The organism is Sporosarcina sp. P1, assembly GCF_002743155.1.
Lineage (GTDB): Bacteria > Bacillota > Bacilli > Bacillales_A > Planococcaceae > Sporosarcina > Sporosarcina ureae_B.
Genome location: NZ_PDYS01000001.1, coordinates 186,916 through 203,278, shown reverse-complemented (window position 1 = coordinate 203,278; position 16,363 = coordinate 186,916). Strand labels below are relative to the sequence as shown.

Annotated in this window: 17 protein-coding genes; all 17 read right to left on the bottom strand. The window is 41.0% G+C overall.

Annotated elements, in window-relative coordinates; all coding sequences use genetic code 11:
- Positions 1–60: 60 nt before the first annotated feature.
- Positions 61–1,728 carry a ribonuclease J gene (locus CSV73_RS01030; protein ID WP_085133281.1) on the bottom strand — a complete coding sequence of 556 codons (1,668 nt, stop codon included), beginning with the start codon at positions 1,726–1,728 and terminating at the stop codon, positions 61–63.
- 113 nt (positions 1,729–1,841) lie between these two features.
- On the bottom strand, positions 1,842–2,732 hold the full coding sequence (dapA, locus tag CSV73_RS01025; protein ID WP_233202826.1) for a 4-hydroxy-tetrahydrodipicolinate synthase: 891 nt from the start codon (positions 2,730–2,732) through the stop codon (positions 1,842–1,844).
- A 46-nt stretch (positions 2,733–2,778) separates the two neighbouring features.
- Positions 2,779–3,804, bottom strand: coding sequence for an aspartate-semialdehyde dehydrogenase (gene asd / locus CSV73_RS01020; RefSeq protein WP_085133279.1), 1,026 nt, complete (start codon positions 3,802–3,804; stop codon positions 2,779–2,781).
- A 117-nt stretch (positions 3,805–3,921) separates the two neighbouring features.
- Complete coding sequence (locus tag CSV73_RS01015; protein WP_029053157.1) at positions 3,922–4,512, bottom strand: dipicolinate synthase subunit B; 591 nt, start codon at positions 4,510–4,512, stop codon at positions 3,922–3,924.
- Complete coding sequence (locus CSV73_RS01010) at positions 4,485–5,291, bottom strand: dipicolinate synthase subunit A (protein ID WP_099626384.1); 807 nt, start codon at positions 5,289–5,291, stop codon at positions 4,485–4,487. Before CSV73_RS01010 ends, CSV73_RS01015 begins: the two co-directional genes overlap by 28 nt.
- Positions 5,284–5,562, bottom strand: a complete 279-nt coding sequence (locus tag CSV73_RS01005) for a YlmC/YmxH family sporulation protein (RefSeq protein WP_099626383.1) — start codon at positions 5,560–5,562, stop codon at positions 5,284–5,286. Before CSV73_RS01005 ends, CSV73_RS01010 begins: the two co-directional genes overlap by 8 nt.
- A gap of 58 nt (positions 5,563–5,620) precedes the next feature.
- Positions 5,621–6,880, bottom strand: a complete 1,260-nt coding sequence (locus CSV73_RS01000; protein ID WP_085133276.1) for a M16 family metallopeptidase — start codon at positions 6,878–6,880, stop codon at positions 5,621–5,623.
- A gap of 90 nt (positions 6,881–6,970) precedes the next feature.
- Positions 6,971–9,097, bottom strand: coding sequence for a polyribonucleotide nucleotidyltransferase (pnp, locus tag CSV73_RS00995; RefSeq protein ID WP_099626382.1), 2,127 nt, complete (start codon positions 9,095–9,097; stop codon positions 6,971–6,973).
- Between the two features lie 139 nt (positions 9,098–9,236).
- Positions 9,237–9,506, bottom strand: coding sequence for a 30S ribosomal protein S15 (rpsO, locus tag CSV73_RS00990; RefSeq protein ID WP_029053162.1), 270 nt, complete (start codon positions 9,504–9,506; stop codon positions 9,237–9,239).
- A 131-nt stretch (positions 9,507–9,637) separates the two neighbouring features.
- A complete protein-coding gene (locus CSV73_RS00985; RefSeq protein ID WP_099626381.1) occupies positions 9,638–10,576 on the bottom strand; it encodes a bifunctional riboflavin kinase/FAD synthetase in 939 nt (312 codons plus the stop codon).
- 12 nt (positions 10,577–10,588) lie between these two features.
- On the bottom strand, positions 10,589–11,500 hold the full coding sequence (gene truB, locus CSV73_RS00980) for a tRNA pseudouridine(55) synthase TruB (RefSeq protein WP_085133273.1): 912 nt from the start codon (positions 11,498–11,500) through the stop codon (positions 10,589–10,591).
- 97 nt (positions 11,501–11,597) lie between these two features.
- Positions 11,598–11,948, bottom strand: a complete 351-nt coding sequence (gene rbfA, locus CSV73_RS00975; RefSeq protein WP_085133272.1) for a 30S ribosome-binding factor RbfA — start codon at positions 11,946–11,948, stop codon at positions 11,598–11,600.
- Between the two features lie 22 nt (positions 11,949–11,970).
- The gene (locus CSV73_RS00970) at positions 11,971–12,249 is read right to left on the bottom strand and encodes a DUF503 domain-containing protein (protein WP_085133271.1); all 279 of its coding nucleotides are present in this window, start codon (positions 12,247–12,249) and stop codon (positions 11,971–11,973) included.
- Positions 12,246–14,534, bottom strand: a complete 2,289-nt coding sequence (gene infB / locus CSV73_RS00965) for a translation initiation factor IF-2 (RefSeq protein WP_099626380.1) — start codon at positions 14,532–14,534, stop codon at positions 12,246–12,248. The genes CSV73_RS00970 and infB overlap by 4 nt, the downstream gene beginning before the upstream one ends.
- Positions 14,512–14,862 carry a YlxQ family RNA-binding protein gene (locus CSV73_RS00960; protein ID WP_085133269.1) on the bottom strand — a complete coding sequence of 117 codons (351 nt, stop codon included), beginning with the start codon at positions 14,860–14,862 and terminating at the stop codon, positions 14,512–14,514. The genes infB and CSV73_RS00960 overlap by 23 nt, the downstream gene beginning before the upstream one ends.
- Positions 14,859–15,137, bottom strand: coding sequence for an RNase P modulator RnpM (gene rnpM, locus CSV73_RS00955; protein WP_085133690.1), 279 nt, complete (start codon positions 15,135–15,137; stop codon positions 14,859–14,861). Before rnpM ends, CSV73_RS00960 begins: the two co-directional genes overlap by 4 nt.
- Positions 15,138–15,158: 21 nt before the next feature.
- A complete protein-coding gene (nusA, locus tag CSV73_RS00950; protein WP_099626379.1) occupies positions 15,159–16,352 on the bottom strand; it encodes a transcription termination factor NusA in 1,194 nt (397 codons plus the stop codon).
- Between the last annotated feature and the right edge of the window lie 11 nt (positions 16,353–16,363).

The window sequence follows — 16,363 nt, the reverse complement described above, 5'->3', positions numbered from 1 at the left end:
TTCCAGCCATAAAGGCATGGAAATCCAATTGTTCTTTAATTAGTCAACAAACAGTTTGGATCAGTATTCCATGATGATTGGGATAATCATAGGGCGACGTTTTGTTTGCTGATATAAATACGAACTCAATGTCTCACGGATCTCTTGTTTAATGTTTGTCCATTCAAATGTTTCTTTATTCACATACTTTTCGACAATTTTAGTAATCAGCTTTGTCGCTTCTTCAAATAATTCCTCTGATTCGCGTACATAGACAAAACCTCTTGAGACGACTTCAGGGCCTGCAGCGATTCGTTTTTGCTTTCTGTTCAATGTCACAACGACTGTAAAGATCCCATCTTGCGATAATAGCTTACGGTCACGCAACACGATGTTTCCTACATCACCTACACCAATACCATCGATCAAGACGTTACCAGCTTGTACTCTACCCGCCATACGAAGCTTTTCATTCTTGAATTCAACAATGTCGCCTTTATCCGCAATGAAGATACGGTTTTTAGGCAGGCCAATTTCTTGAGCTAGCTTGGAGTGTGCAATCAGCATACGATATTCCCCTTGTATCGGAATAAAATATTTAGGTTGCATCAAGTTTAACATCATTTTCAAATCTTCAGCGGAACCGTGACCGGAGACGTGTACATTTCGTGTGGACGTCAGTACAGTCGCGCCAGCCTTTGCTAATTCATTCATCATCTTGTACATGGAAGTTTCCATAACAGGAGATGGCGTGAATGTAATCAATACCGTATCTGAACTTTTGATATTAATTTCTCTATGATGTTTACGGACAATTTTCTCCAACGCTTCTAGTGGCTCGCCTTGGTTACCCGTAACAATAATTACGATGTCCTGATCATCATAACGCTCCATGTCTTTTACTGGAATTACAATATCTTCTTCCACTTGTAAATAGCCTAGTTTTAATCCGACTTCAAAGTAGCTCTCTAAACTTTTACCAACAACTGCAACTTTCTTTTTCTGAGCTGCTGCCTGATCTAGTACTTGCTGAATACGAATGAAGTTTGATGCATACAAGGCTACTAATATTCTTCCTTGTGCTTCGTGGAAAGTTTTAAAAAGACGTTTTTCAATTACAGACTCGGATGTTGTATACCCCGGACGCTCTGCTTCTGTAGAATCGGACATCAAGATAAAGACGCCTTCTTCACCAAGTGTAGCCATTTTCGCAAAATCAGGGCGATATTTGCCTTTTGCTGCTTGGTCAAATTTAAACTCACCTGTATTGACGATTGCACCTTCACTTGTGTGGAAGACAATCCCTAGAGAGTCCGGGATACTGTGAGTCGTGTAAAAGAATGTTACATGCGTGCGTTTGAAGTTCATGCGGCTCTTGCTTGTCACTTCAAAGAAGCGAACATTAGATGGTGCTGGCATTTTCTTCAAATGTTCTTTCGCTAACGCTAATGTCAACTTTGTACCGTAGACAGGAGCTTGTACTTTCTGTAATAGGTACGCAATAGAACCAATTGCATCCTCGTGGCCGTGCGTTAAAAAGATTCCTTTGACCCGATCTTTATTTTCTTCCAGATAGGTCATATCAGGTATTACGAAGTCAATACCTAGCATTTCCGTTTCAGGGAACATTAATCCGGAATCCATAATAAATAGTTCATCGTCAATTTCAACGACGTACATGGACTTCCCGACTTCTCCTACTCCACCTAGTGGAATCACTCTAATTAATTCATTTTGTATTTTCGTCACATTGTTTCCTCCTATATTCTATTCCCGCCCACAACGACTAAACTCCATTATACGAGATAGTAGGCGTTCAGTACAAACAAAAAAAGCCGGAATGGTCGTCCGGCTTTTGTTTATTACAGAATCCGTGTTCTTTTTTCAAATTTTTCAAGCGTTTCATCAATTATCGCAGCTTCTTTTTCATCCATTTTCACAAGTGGTAAACGAACGCCACCTGTTGGTACCCCTGCTTTTTCTAGCGCATATTTCACGGGCACAGGATTCGGTGTCGAGAACAATGCTCTAAATACCGGTAATAATGAACGGTGAAGATCAGCAGCTTCTTTTATGTTGCCATTTTGGAAAGCTTGAATCATTTTTTGCATTTCATTGCCTACGATGTGCGCAGAAACTGAAATAATGCCTCTACCGCCAATTGCAAGCAATGGCAGAGTCAATCCATCATCTCCACTGTACACTTCAAAATCTTCCGCTGTTCCTTCAATGATTTCTGCCATCTGCTCCAAATTTCCACTCGCTTCTTTAATCGCTTTAATATTATCAATTTTCGATAATGCAATAACGGTTTCAGGAAGCAAGTTGACAATGGAACGACTCGGAATATTATATAGCAATACAGGCAATGTTGTGGCGTTAGCAATTTTTGAAAAGTGTGCATACATACCTTTTTGGTCTGGCTTATTATAGTAAGGTGTCACAAGCATGATTCCGTCAGCCCCTGATTGCTCAGCAGCCTTAGTCAGCTCTATGGATTCAGCGGTATTGTTTGTCCCTGTGCCTGCAATCACAGGAATACGCTTATTCACAACCTTTACTACAAAGTCCAGTAATTCCTTCTTCTCCGTACTAGTTAACGTTGGGGATTCACCCGTCGTACCGCTGACAATGACAGAATCTGTCCCATTTGCGATCAAATGCTCAAGCAAGCTTGTTGTCCGGGCGTAATCAATCGTACCGTCAGGAGAAAAAGGAGTGACCATTGCTGTCCCTACATTTCCAAGTTGCACATTGATCATTCCTTTTCGTTATCATTCTTCATTCTACTAAACTAATTTATTTGATAAGCGCCTCGGCGATTTGCACTGAATTCAATGCAGCACCTTTTAATAAGTTATCCGATACAATCCAGAGGTGGAATCCTTTTGGGTTATCTAAATCTTTACGGATCCTTCCTACAAACACTTCATCTTTATCTTCTGCATAAAGTGGCATAGGATAGAGTTGTGAAGCCGGATCATCCTGCAAGACAATTCCTTCCGCATTTCTCATCAATGACTGGATATCTTTAACTGTGACGTTGTCTTGGTCAATTTCAATGTAGACCGATTCTGAATGTCCAGATACAACTGGTAATCTGACACATGTCGCTGCTACCGCCATGTTTTGATCGCCGAATATTTTCTTTGTTTCATTGATCATTTTCAGTTCTTCCAATGTATAGCCCGACTCATCAAATGAATCAATTTGTGGAATCGCATTGAATGCGATCGGATAATGACGTTTTGCAGAAGCGGAAGGTAATACTTCTGCTTGTATTTCACTACGATCCGTGAATTTCTTGCTTTGTTCCGCTAATTCATCAATCGCTTCCACACCGGCACCTGAAACTGCCTGATAAGTAGATACGATTAGCTTGCTCAGTCCGTATTGGTCTTTAATCGGCTTAAGCGCTGCTACCATCTGAATAGTAGAACAATTTGGATTCGCAATGATTCCTGAATGGTTTTTCAACTCTTGTGGATTCACTTCTGGAACGACAAGTGGTGTATTAGGATCCATGCGGAATGCACTTGTGTTATCAATTACAACCGCTCCGCTTTTCACTGCATCGTGTGCAAACTTCTCGGAAATACTCCCACCTGCACTAAAGAATGCAATGTCGATACCTTCAAAAGCTTCCGGAGTCGTTTCTTGTACAATGTACGTTTTTCCACCCGCTATGATTTCATTGCCCGCGGAACGTTTGGATGCAAGTAACTTAATGGAAGTGGCAGGGAAATTACGCTCTACTAACTTCTCAAGTATTTTCGTACCTACCGCTCCGGTCGCGCCGACAATTGCAACAGTAACATTCTTCATCTATATCTTCCTTTCAATTATTAACAAGCAATCATGAGGACCGATTGTAAAGTCCTCGTCTCGTTAATTGTTATTGAACGAATTATAACATATGTTGCAGAATTTAAAAATCTATTTTCATGCATTATTATGAATTATTAGTAACGGCTGTAATTGTTTACTATCTATCGCAGATGCAACAGTAGCGGGTAATAATGAGAAATCAGAAATTAAGGAGTTCGGTTTTTTTATGCAATCATCTTGACCAAATGGAATAAAAAAGACGTGTTTCATATTCAATAACTTCATGAGATTCATTCCGTTAAGTCCTAGTGCGTCATTTGTAGAAATACCAAGTACAACCGGTTTACCATTACGCAATGTTGCTTTAGCCGCCATTAAAACAGGTGAATCAGTGGCTGCATTAGCGAACCTACTCATGGAATTACCTGTAAGCGGTGAAATTACCATGCAATCAAGCGGATTGGATGGACCGAATGGTTCCGCTTCAACAATACTTGCCACTACTTTCTCGCCTGTCGCTTCTTCTATTCGTTTAATCCACTCTTCACCTGTACCAAAACGCGTTGCAGCATGAAGAACTGAATGTGTAATAATTGGAACGACAATCGCTCCTTCTTTTTGCAACGAAGCGATCATAGGAAGCAATTGGTCGTATGTGCAATGTGAAGCAGTGATGCCTAATCCGATTCGTTTTCCTTTGAGCATTTAGTTCCCCTTTCGTCTATACTTATTCTCAAAATCGCGTCAACCAATACAGCTGCCGCATCCTCAGGAAAATGCTTCCCGGGCAATTTGAGGTGTATCGTATAGTATTCAGTGGAATTGGAATGCTTTAGGCACCCAGGTGTTGAAGAGACATCAAAAACATGAACAGTACCACTTTGATTGGGATCGAGCCATGGAGCCGGAATAGTGTTTACTAAGTAGCCATGTGTGAATATTGTAGTGTCATTGAGCGGTAGTGTGTTAAATCCAAATATCTCCGCTTCTGCTAATTGCTCATCAGCACGTGCAACTATTGTGACAGTAGCTTGCAGTTGATGCAATGTATGAGCAATCGCTTTTCCTACTCTGCCAAATCCTGCAATGTAAAAATGCTTACCAGCAATCTGGCGTTTTGTATGCTCATAAAAAACATGAACGAACGCTTCTGCAGTTAATTGTGCATTTCTCCAAATGAATTGCTCATTTTCTAAATAATTCGTATGCTTAATACCTTTCTCAACAAGCTGTTGTCTCCATTCCGCTGAAGTACTACCGGAATAAACAGAAGAGCCTACTTTCAAATAGTCTGCAGGTATGCTTTGTTCCATCATCAATAAAGGAAGCAGAAGATGATCAGGCTTTGTACTAATCAGAGTTTGCTTTAATTGTTCATTAAACGTATCAGTACATATATATTCACTGTCAATTCCTGATTTTACCAATAGTTCATTCGCTATACGCAAACGTTGATCGGTGCCTACCACAAGCCATTTAGTCATACCCTTCCACTTCCTTTCTGTTCAGCTCATGTGTTTTGCCAAACAAGATCCGATCTTCGCCAACCAGCACAATTTCATGCCATGGAATATATTCAATGATATCCTGGTCTTTTTGCCTAAAAAGAGTTTTCCCTAACTTTTTCCTTATTTCAAATCCAATGATTGTTCCTGTTTTGCGGTCGAACAACAAATCTGTTTCCGCCAAAAAACCATACCTCATACCTTCTTCTACTTGAATCAGCTCTTTTTGTGCCAGTTCTGATAATCGCATGGAAGTCCTCCCCTATATAAGATCTCTTTCATCATATGTATGGGAGATGGGAAGTCGACTAGTTCTGTAGTTTTTTTAATTGCTGAATATTTGATTTGGGCGCAATAATTGATGTTGCACGATCACTTGTTAAAATTTGCTCACCTAGGCGATAGACACTTCGTTTTTCAACGTTTTCAATTTGTCCTACTACTTCATCGATTGTCTGATGTTTGCCAAGCACTAATTCATTGCGACCATTTCTATACATACGTGATTCAGAGCCTTCCAAACCGAGCACAAAACTGCCTTTAAGTTGCTCTTTGGCATTGTGCAATTCTTTATCTGTAAGACCGTCATGAAGCACTTCAGCGATCACTTGGTCGATTGTACGATACGTCTCTTGAAAGTTTTCAGGAGAGGTCCCACAATAAATGACAAAGGAACCTGCATTTTCATACGCAGCATAATACGTGTGGACCGAATACGCTAGACCGCGGTTTTCTCGAACTTCCTGAAACAACCTAGAAGACATCGTTCCGCCGAGAATACTATCGAATAAGCTTAACTCATAAATCCTTTCGTGAGTCGAAGGCAATGAAGGATAACCAAAGCATACATGGGCTTGTTCAATATCTTTTACTTTGATGATCTGTTGTGCCGTAAAATTCGGTACTCTTTCCTCTATTATCGAAATAGCATCCTGTTTTTCACTTTGATAGCTTCCGAAGTTTGCCTCGATCAACTTGATTAAACGTTCATCATAGTTTCCTGCAATTGAAATGACCAAATTTTCCGGGCGATAGTGTTTCGCCATGAATTCTTCAACCATTTCTTTCGTAAATGACTTGATTGTTTCAATTCGTCCTCCTACAGGCTTGCCAATAGCATCTTCCGGGAACATTCCAGCCCATAATCTTTCATCAACATCTTCATCGGGCATATCTTCAACAGAAGATATTTCATCCAGGATGACAGACTTTTCTTTTTCCATCTCTTCTTCTTTGAATTGAGAATGGAAAAACATATCGGATAAAACTGTCAATGCATAAGAGGCATGATGACTTAACACAGTAGTGTAATAGCAAGTCATTTCTTTAGAAGTAAAGGCATTCAGATCGCCTCCAATCTGATCGAACTGCTCAGCAATCATTCGTGCACTTCGTGTATCTGTTCCCTTAAACAGCATATGTTCAATAAAATGGGCAATTCCCTCTTGCTCTTTTGTTTCATTGGCTGAACCTGCGTGCACCCAAACACCGATCGCTACGGATTGTAAATGTGGCATCTTTTCATGGATAATACGTACACCATTTGAACAATTATATTTTTGAATCATAGATTTCACTCCTTATGTAAAGTACAAAAAGCCTCCTTCGCCGCAACTTGTGCAGGAAGAGGCTTTTTTGACCGATTGATTGTTGATTGTTTATTCTTTGTTAGCTTGTTCTTGTTTTTGTTCTTTTTCTTCTAGAATGACTACTTTGCGTGAAAGGTTTACTCGACCTTGTCTGTCGATTTCAATTACTTTTACAAATAGTTCATCTTCTAATTTTAATACATCTTCCACTTCTTTCGTACGTGCTTCCTGAATTTCCGAAATATGAAGCAAGCCATCTTTGCCTGGGAAGATTTCTAAGAATGCACCGAACTTCTCAATACGCTTAACTTTTGCTAAGTAGTATTCGCCTACTTTCGCTTCACGTACGATATTTTCAATCATGTTCTTAGCTTTTTCATTCATTTCAGAGTTTGGTGATGCGATATAAATCGTTCCATCTTGCTCTGTATCGATTTTAACTTGAGTTTCTTCGATAATTTTATTAATTACTTTCCCACCTGGTCCGATCACATCACGAATCTTGTCCGGTTTGATATGGATGACGATAATCTTCGGAGCGTACTCAGATAATTCTTCACGTGTTGAAGAAATTGTCGTCAACATATGATCCAGAATTTTGATACGACCGATTTTTGCTTGCGCAAGAGATTCTTCTAAAATCTGTCGAGATAAACCATCGATTTTGATATCCATTTGAAGAGCAGTAATACCATTATTAGTACCTGCTACTTTAAAGTCCATATCGCCTAAGTGGTCTTCCATTCCTTGAATATCTGACAGAATAGAATAATCTTCATCTTTTTTGATCAATCCCATTGCAATTCCTGCTACAGGTGCTTTTAGGGGTACGCCAGCGTCCATCATAGCCATTGTAGAAGCACAGATCGATGCTTGTGAAGAAGAACCATTAGACTCCAATACTTCAGCAACTAGACGCATTGTGTAAGGGAATTCTACTTCATCTGGAAGCATAGGCAGTAATGCCCGCTCTCCTAATGCACCGTGACCAATTTCACGACGACCCGGACCACGAATCGGACCTGTTTCACCGACACTGAAGTTCGGGAAATTGTAATGATGCATAAAGCGCTTAGACTCATCTGAACCAATGCCATCAATAATCTGATTTTCACCAAGCGCACCTAATGTACATACACTTAGTACTTGCGTTTGTCCACGTGTGAATAATGAAGAACCATGCGTGCGAGGTAAGAGTCCTGTTTCAGATGATAATGGACGAATTTCGTCAAGTCTACGGCCATCCGGACGAACTTTGTCGACTGTAATCAAACGACGTACTTCATCTTTCACCATTTGCTCAAGAACCGCTTTCACTTGCTTAATTGTCACATCGTCAGCTTCAGCTTCTGTGTAATGCTCAAGTACAGCTGCTTTCACTTCGTTGATTGCCTCTTCACGCGCGTGCTTTTCTTCAGTTTGGATGGCTGTCATAAGTTCATTTTCACAACGATCTTTTACTTCTTTACTGATATCCGCATCCAGTTCGAATAATTCAATTTCGAACTTTGGCTTGCCAATTTCATCTATAATTTTTTCTTGGAATTCGACTAATTTCTTAATTTGATCGTGACCAAACATAATTGCTTCTAACATGATCTCTTCAGAAACTTCTTTAGCTCCTGCTTCTACCATGTTGATTGCATGTTTTGTACCTGCAACGACTAAATCAATTTCTGATGTTTCAAGCTGATCCGGTGTAGGATTGACGATGAATTCTCCATCTATACGACCTACTTGAACGCCTGCGATTGGACCATCAAATGGAATATCCGAGATAGATAAAGCCAAAGAAGACCCGATCATAGCTGAAATCTCAGAGGAACAATCCTGATCCACTGACATAACAAGTGAAATCACTTGTACATCGTTACGGAAGCCATCAGGGAATAAAGGTCTGATTGGACGGTCAATTAACCGGCTAGTCAATACAGCATTTTCTGAAGGGCGCCCTTCACGCTTGATAAATCCTCCTGGGATCTTACCAACCGAGTACATGCGTTCTTCATAATTCACTGTAAGTGGGAAGAAGTCTAGAGGTTTTGGTTTCTTAGAAGCAGTCACCGTGGAAAGTACTGTTGTTTCGCCATAGCGAACGAGCACCGCACCGTTAGCTTGCTTTGCAAGTTGGCCGGCTTCGATTGTAAGCGTACGTCCAGCCCAATCGAGTGTATAAACTTTTTTCTGTTCTGACATTGTAGAACTCCTCTCTATTGTAAAACTGTATACATCTAGTATGTAATTAGTAATAGTGTATCAAACGTGATACATGTATGCGAAATATTTCATCTTAATTCCATAGAAAAAAGCGGGCAAAGCCCGCTTCTCAGTCTTATTAACGGCGTAAGCCAAGTGATGCAATAAGATCACGGTAACGTTGAACGTTAGTTTCACGTAGATATCTCAATAGACGACGACGTGTACCAACCATTTTGTACAAACCACGACGTGAGTGGTGATCTTTCTTGTGAGTACGTAAGTGGCCGTTCAGGTTATTGATCTCTTCAGTAAGGATAGCAATCTGAACATCAGCAGATCCAGTATCATTTTCATGAGTCTTGAACTCGTTGATCAATTCAGCTTTGCGCTCTTGTGTAATAGCCATCCTTTTCACCTCCTAAATAAAAGTATCCCCATCTCCCGAGCAAACGTTGGTGACTCGTGTTGCCAAGAAGAGGTTCGTGTATTGAACACTATTGTATCATATCACGGCATTATGTCAGTTGCAACAACCAACTAGTCGGTTAATAAGTCCTTAGCTGTTTGCTTGTCTTTTCCGATTTGTGTTTTTAATGCATCAAGTGAATCGAATTTTTGTTCAGAACGTATATGGTATAACCATTCAATTGCCATTTTTTGTCCGTAAAGATCCATATTGACGTCTAGCAGATGAACCTCTGCAGTAGGAATTCGGTGTTCTGGATCATGAAATGTTGGCTTTACGCCCATATTGCAGACGCCCCGGTACCATGTATCTCCTATTAGGCATCGCACGGCATACACACCACTAGCGGGAACTACATGTTCTTTAGCAGTTTGGATATTAGCTGTCGGAAAACCTAACTGACGGCCTCGTTTTTCTCCATGTATCACTTCACCCAATGTACGGAATGGACGACCGAGAAGCGCTGCTGCTGTTTCTACATCACCAGTAGATAGCAGTTGGCGAATTTCCGTCGAAGACACTTTGTTCTCTTGATCGAAAGTCACTTTAGAAATGACTGTTGTGCCAAAATCACCTTCCGATAGCTCTTGCATATCTTTCATCGTTCCAGAACCTTTTGAACCAAACGTAAAATCGAAGCCAGCAGTAACATGTTTGACACCGAGCCCTTTGATAAAGATGTCGATGAATCTTTGTGGTGAAAGACTAGCTAGTTCCCAATCAAAACTGACAATGAATAGCGTATCCACACCAAGAGATTCAAGTACTCTGACTTTTTCTTCAATCGGTGTAATATATCCAACGTTTTTCCCTGAAAACAACTGTGAGGGGTGGGGGTCGAATGTCATGACGGCTGTCTCGATCGATAAATCATCTGCAACTTTTTTTGCATTGCGAATGACTTCTTGATGTCCTCTATGTACACCATCAAAAAATCCAATAGCTAATGAAAAAGCAAGTTGTTGTGGAATATTTATCGAATCCGGATATCGTAATCTATAGATTTTCATTTCTATCTCTCCTTACTCACTAGCTAGTAGCATTTTTTCCGGTTTCATTAAACCCGGCTTTGTTGGATGATTTTGATAGATGGCCAACACACGACCTTCGAACATCATCATGATGGAAGGGTGATCTGTTAGTAGTGATACTGCGGGAAGCACTTGACCATTTCGTATAGATTCCAACGATGCCTCTTCGATTTCAAATTGCGGAAAATCAGTCAATACATCTTCGATTGGACGCAAAATCGTCTGCACTTGATCTAGCTCCATCATTTGTGCTACTTCTGCGAGAGTTTTACAATGTGATTCATCAAAATTTCCTGAAACAGTTCGGACTAACGAATCCATATGCGCTGGGTATCCAAGAAGTTCACCAATTTGCACAGCTAACGTCCGAATATAAGTTCCTTTACCACATCTTATTCTAATGGAAAATGTCACTTCTTCACCAGTGAATAGTTGATCTTCATTCAATAGATCAATTTGATAGATCTGTACTTTGCGAACTGGCCGTTCTACTTCAATGCCTTTTCGCGCATATTCATACAGCCGTCTGCCGTTTACTTTTACCGCTGAATACATGGGTGGAATTTGAGTGATTTCCCCTGTTAATTGCTCTAACGCCTCTTCAATTTGGTCCCTTGTTAATTCCTTGTATGTCAAATCACTTGTTACGGTCTCACCTTGCGCGTCTTCGGTTTCCGTAGAGCGACCTATAGAAACGGTCGCGATGTACTCCTTACCCGCATCTGTAATATATGAAGCGACTTTTGTGGCTCTTCCTATACAGATAGGCAAGACACCTTCCACTTCAGGATCTAACGTGCCTGTATGCCCCACCTTTTTCGTCCGTAATATCTTTCGAAGCTTAAAGACACAATCATGCGACGTCATACCTTTCTCTTTCCACAAAGGTAGAATACCGTTCATCTTACCCCTTCTTCCTAAATTCATTCAGAAAAACTTGCTCTATGTAAGAAGAGAGGAAGTCATACCGCCTAAGCGATTATGAACTTCCTCCTTTTGTTTATTGTTCGTTTTCGTCATTTACTTTGCGAATCAAGCTTTCAATCCGGTTACCGTAAGCGACTGATTCATCAATTTCGAATTCAAGTTCAGGTGTTTTGCGTAGGCGGATTCTTTGACCAATTTCTGATCGAATGAAACCTTTTGCTTTGGAAAGCCCAAGTAACGAATCTTCCTTTTCTTTATCCGTCCCTAGAACAGAAATAAAGATTTTCGCTTGTTGTAAATCTCCAGTTACATCAACACCAGTCACCGTCACAAATCCGATACGTGGATCCTTAAGTTTTTGGCCGATAATATCGCCCAATTCTTTCTTCATTTGCTCAGCTATACGATTAGCACGCACTGACATGGCAATTCACCTCGTTCTTTGCTCATAAGTAGTCTACTGTACACGCAGTCATTTCCCAATTAGGATTGGATTCAAACAGACGAATCGCTCGTCTCACTTCTCGTTCCGCAGCATCTTTGGAAGATGCCACGGCAACTAAAGCGAATGTAGTACGTTGCCATAAATCCTGATGATCAATTTCTGCAACAGATACATTATAGGAGTTTTTCACTCGATCCCTCATCTGATTCAAAACGGCTCGCTTGTCTTTTAAAGAAGCCGCTGCTGGGATGTAGAAAGAACATTCCGCGTAAACAATCATGCTCTTTTAATTTCTTCCATAACGTACGCTTCGATGATATCTCCTTCTTTGACATCATTGAATTTTTTAATTGTAATACCACATTCATAGCCTTTTGCAACTTCTTTTGCATCATCTTTGAAACGCTTCAATGTATCTAATTCGCCTTCAAAGACTACAATGTTATCGCGCAAAACACGAACGCCAGCGTCTCTTGTGATTTTACCATCGATTACATAGCTTCCTGCAATCGTTCCGATCTTAGATACTTTAAACGTTTCACGAACTTCTGCCTGACCTATTACTTTCTCTTCATACTCAGGATCCAGTAGGCCTGTCATAGCTGATTCGATTTCTTCAATTACTTTATAAATAACACGATGCAGACGAATGTCTACGCCTTCTGCTTCTGCGGCACGTTTTGCATTGGTATCTGGACGGACGTTAAATCCAATAACGATTGCGTTAGATGCAGCTGCCAAAGAAATATCGGACTCATTGATTGCCCCTGCACCCGTGTGGATAATTTTGACGTTAACGCCTTCTACTTCAATTTTCATAAGAGAAGAAGCCATTGCCTCGACCGCACCTTGTACGTCTGCTTTAACAATTAAGTTCAATTCTTTCATTTCGCCTTGTTTCATTTGATCAAACAAGTTATCAAGTGTTACACGTGTTTTCTCCACACGCTGTTCTTGAAGTGCTTCTCCAGCACGTGTTTCACCGATTTGACGAGCAGTTTTTTCATCTTTAAATACGACGAAACGATCTCCTGCAAATGGAACATCGCTCAATCCAGTTATTTCTACTGGAGTGGAAGGACCTGCTTCTTTTACACGACGACCAAGGTCACTGACCATGGCCCGAACGCGACCATACGTATTTCCAACAACGATTGGATCTCCTACATGCAATGTACCATTTTGTACAAGCAATGTAGCAACAGAGCCTTTTCCTTTATCGAGCTGCGCTTCAATTACAGTACCTCTAGCTCTAATAGAAGTATCAGCAGTAAATTCGCCCACTTCTGCAACTAATAGAACCATTTCTAGTAACTGATCAATTCCTTCACCTTTTAGTGCGGAAATTGGTACGAAAATCGTATCGCCGCCCCAATCTTCTGCCACTAAACCGTGTTCAGTCAATTCCTGCATTACACGATCAGGATTTGCAGACGGTTTATCCATTTTGTTAACAGCTACAATGATTGGAACTTCTGCCGCTTTCGCATGGTTAATTGCTTCAATTGTTTGTGGCATAACACCATCATCCGCTGCTACAACTAGGATTGTTAAGTCAGTAACTTTCGCACCACGTGCTCTCATCGTTGTAAAAGCTTCGTGACCTGGTGTATCTAGGAAAGTGATTTTCTTACCGTTAGCTGTAATTTGGTACGCTCCAATATGCTGAGTGATTCCACCCGCTTCACCTTGTGTTACTTTGGTGTTACGAATTGAGTCAAGCAATGTTGTTTTACCATGGTCAACGTGACCCATAATCGTGACAACTGGCGGTCTTTCCGTTAGTTCACCTGGTACTTCTTCTTCCTCTTCAGGATCTTCGAAGTAGATCTCCAAGTCTGTTACGTCTATACGGATCTCTTCTTCAACTTCAACTTCGTATTCCGCACAAATTAGCTCGATTGCATCTTTATCTAATTCTTGGTTAATGGTTGCCATTACACCAAGCATGAACAACTTTTTGATGATCTCAGAAGGTTCTTTACCTAATTTTTTGGCCAACTCACCCACAGATAACGACTCATAAAAAGTAATTTTATCTGGTAGCGGCACTTCAACCTTTTGTGCAGGTACTGCCGGACGGTATCTACGACGTCCTTGGTTAATACCGCGTGCTGGTGGTCTACCACCGCGACCGCCGCCTGGACGTCCACCGCCGCCAGCTGGACGTGGTGAACCTGCACCTTGCCCTTGACGTGGTGGCTGAGTGCTTCCCGCTTTCGGAGCTGATGTAGATTGTCCTTGAGGACGTGTTGAAGCTGGACGATTCGATCCGCCTTGGCTACCAGCAGGACGGTTAGTCCCTTGTGTTGTAGCTGGTTTATTTGTATTGCTTGGACGATCCGCTCTTTGGCCTGCTGGTTTGCTCGCTGGCTTAACTGTAGTAGTTTTCACTTCAGGCTTTTTCAAATCACCGAACTTTTCATCTAATTTTGCAATTGAAACTGGATCTAATTCTTCCATATGGCTCTTAATCACAATATCACTCTTAAGTAATTCTGCAGCAAGATCTCTACTTGTTTTTCCTATTGATCTGGCATATTCATGTACTTTCATTTTCGTCATTAGCCCACCCCCGATTAAATTCATTGAGAAGCTCGGATAACTTTTTTGCGAATCCTTTATCTGTTAGTGCCAAGACGACTCGAGCTTCTTTTCCAATTGCATGCCCAAGTTCTTCACGACTTCCAAATACATACTTCTCAACGTTATACGTATTACATTTATTCGTTAATTTTTTCATTGTGTTCTTTGATGCATCACCTGATAGGATGACCAGATGCGCTTCACCTGAACGAACCGCCTGCACGACTAAATCTTCACCCGTTGCAATTTTACGTGCACGAGCCGCCATGCCAAGCAATTGATAAATTTTTGAAGGATCTTTTGTCATTTAATTGCCTCTCGACGAATTGCATGCAAAAGGTCTTCGTAGACTTCATCTGGTACTTTGACATTCAATTGATGTTCAATCGAGTGTTGTTTACGTGCTTTTTCTACGGCATCCTCCGTTTTGGAAACGTATGTACCGCGGCCTGACTTCTTTCCTGTCAAATCTACGGATACTTCGCCTTCTTTCGTACGGACAATTCGAATCATTTCTTTTTTAGGTAACATGTCACCAGTCGCTGCACATTTACGCAAAGGGATTTTCCGATTGTTCGACATCAGCATGCAATCCTTTCCAAATCAATCTTCTTTGTCTTCATCTGCGTATAAATCAAAATCTTCAGCTGATTTAGCTGGTGTTTCATCTTCATACTCGTAAGCTTCCAAGAACTCATCTGCACTAGCATCTGGCTCTTCTATTAGAACAGCTAGAGATTCTTCACGGGGATAGATCCCTAATTCTCTGGCATCCGTTTCACTTTTGATATCAATTTTCCAGCCTGTTAATTTAGCAGCCAATCTTGCATTCTGGCCTCTTTTCCCGATTGCCAATGAGAGTTGATAATCTGGCACAACAACAGTAGTGGAACGTTCTTCTTCGTTTACTTGTACATCAATTACTTTTGAAGGGCTCAACGCATTTGCAACGAAGATTACCGGGTCTTCAGACCATTCTACGATATCTACCTTTTCGCCATTCAATTCATTTGAAATAGTTTGTACACGCGCACCTCTTGAACCGACACAAGAGCCTACAGGATCCACTTCTTCGTTTGTTGTGTAAACAGAAATTTTCGATCGATCGCCCGCTTCACGTGCAATCGATTTGATTTCTACTGTACCATCGTATATTTCAGGTACTTCCAGTTCAAATAAGCGCCGTAATAGGCCTGGATGAGTTCTAGAAACAAACACTTGCGGTCCGCGTGCTGTTCTTTCAACTTTGGTAATATATACTTTGATGCGATCGTGTGGTGCATATGATTCTGTTTGAATTTGTTCGCTTGACGGCAAAACCGCTTCCACTTTTCCTAATCCAACGAATAAGTTTTTCGGATCCATACGCTCTACGATTCCGTTGACGATATCTTCTTCACGATCGATATACTCTTCATAGATCAAACCACGTTCAGCTTCACGTACACGCTGCGTTACAACTTGCTTAGCAGTTTGAGCAGCAATTCGTCCAAAGTCACGCGGTGTGACTTCTTCTTCAACGACATCGGTTAGTTCATATACTGGATTGATGAGTTGTGCATCTTCCAATGAAATTTGTAACCGCTCGTCTTCCACTTCTTCAACTACGTCTTTACGTGAATAGACAGCCATTGTGCCTTTATTTAAATTCAAATCCACACGTACGTTTTGTGCTTGGTTAAAATTTCGTTTGTACGCTGTTACAAGCGCCGCTTCAATTGCATCGACTATTACGTCTCTTGAAATACCTTTTTGCTGTTCAAGAGCTGTCAGTGCGTCGAGTAGCTCACTACTCATGTTCATCACTC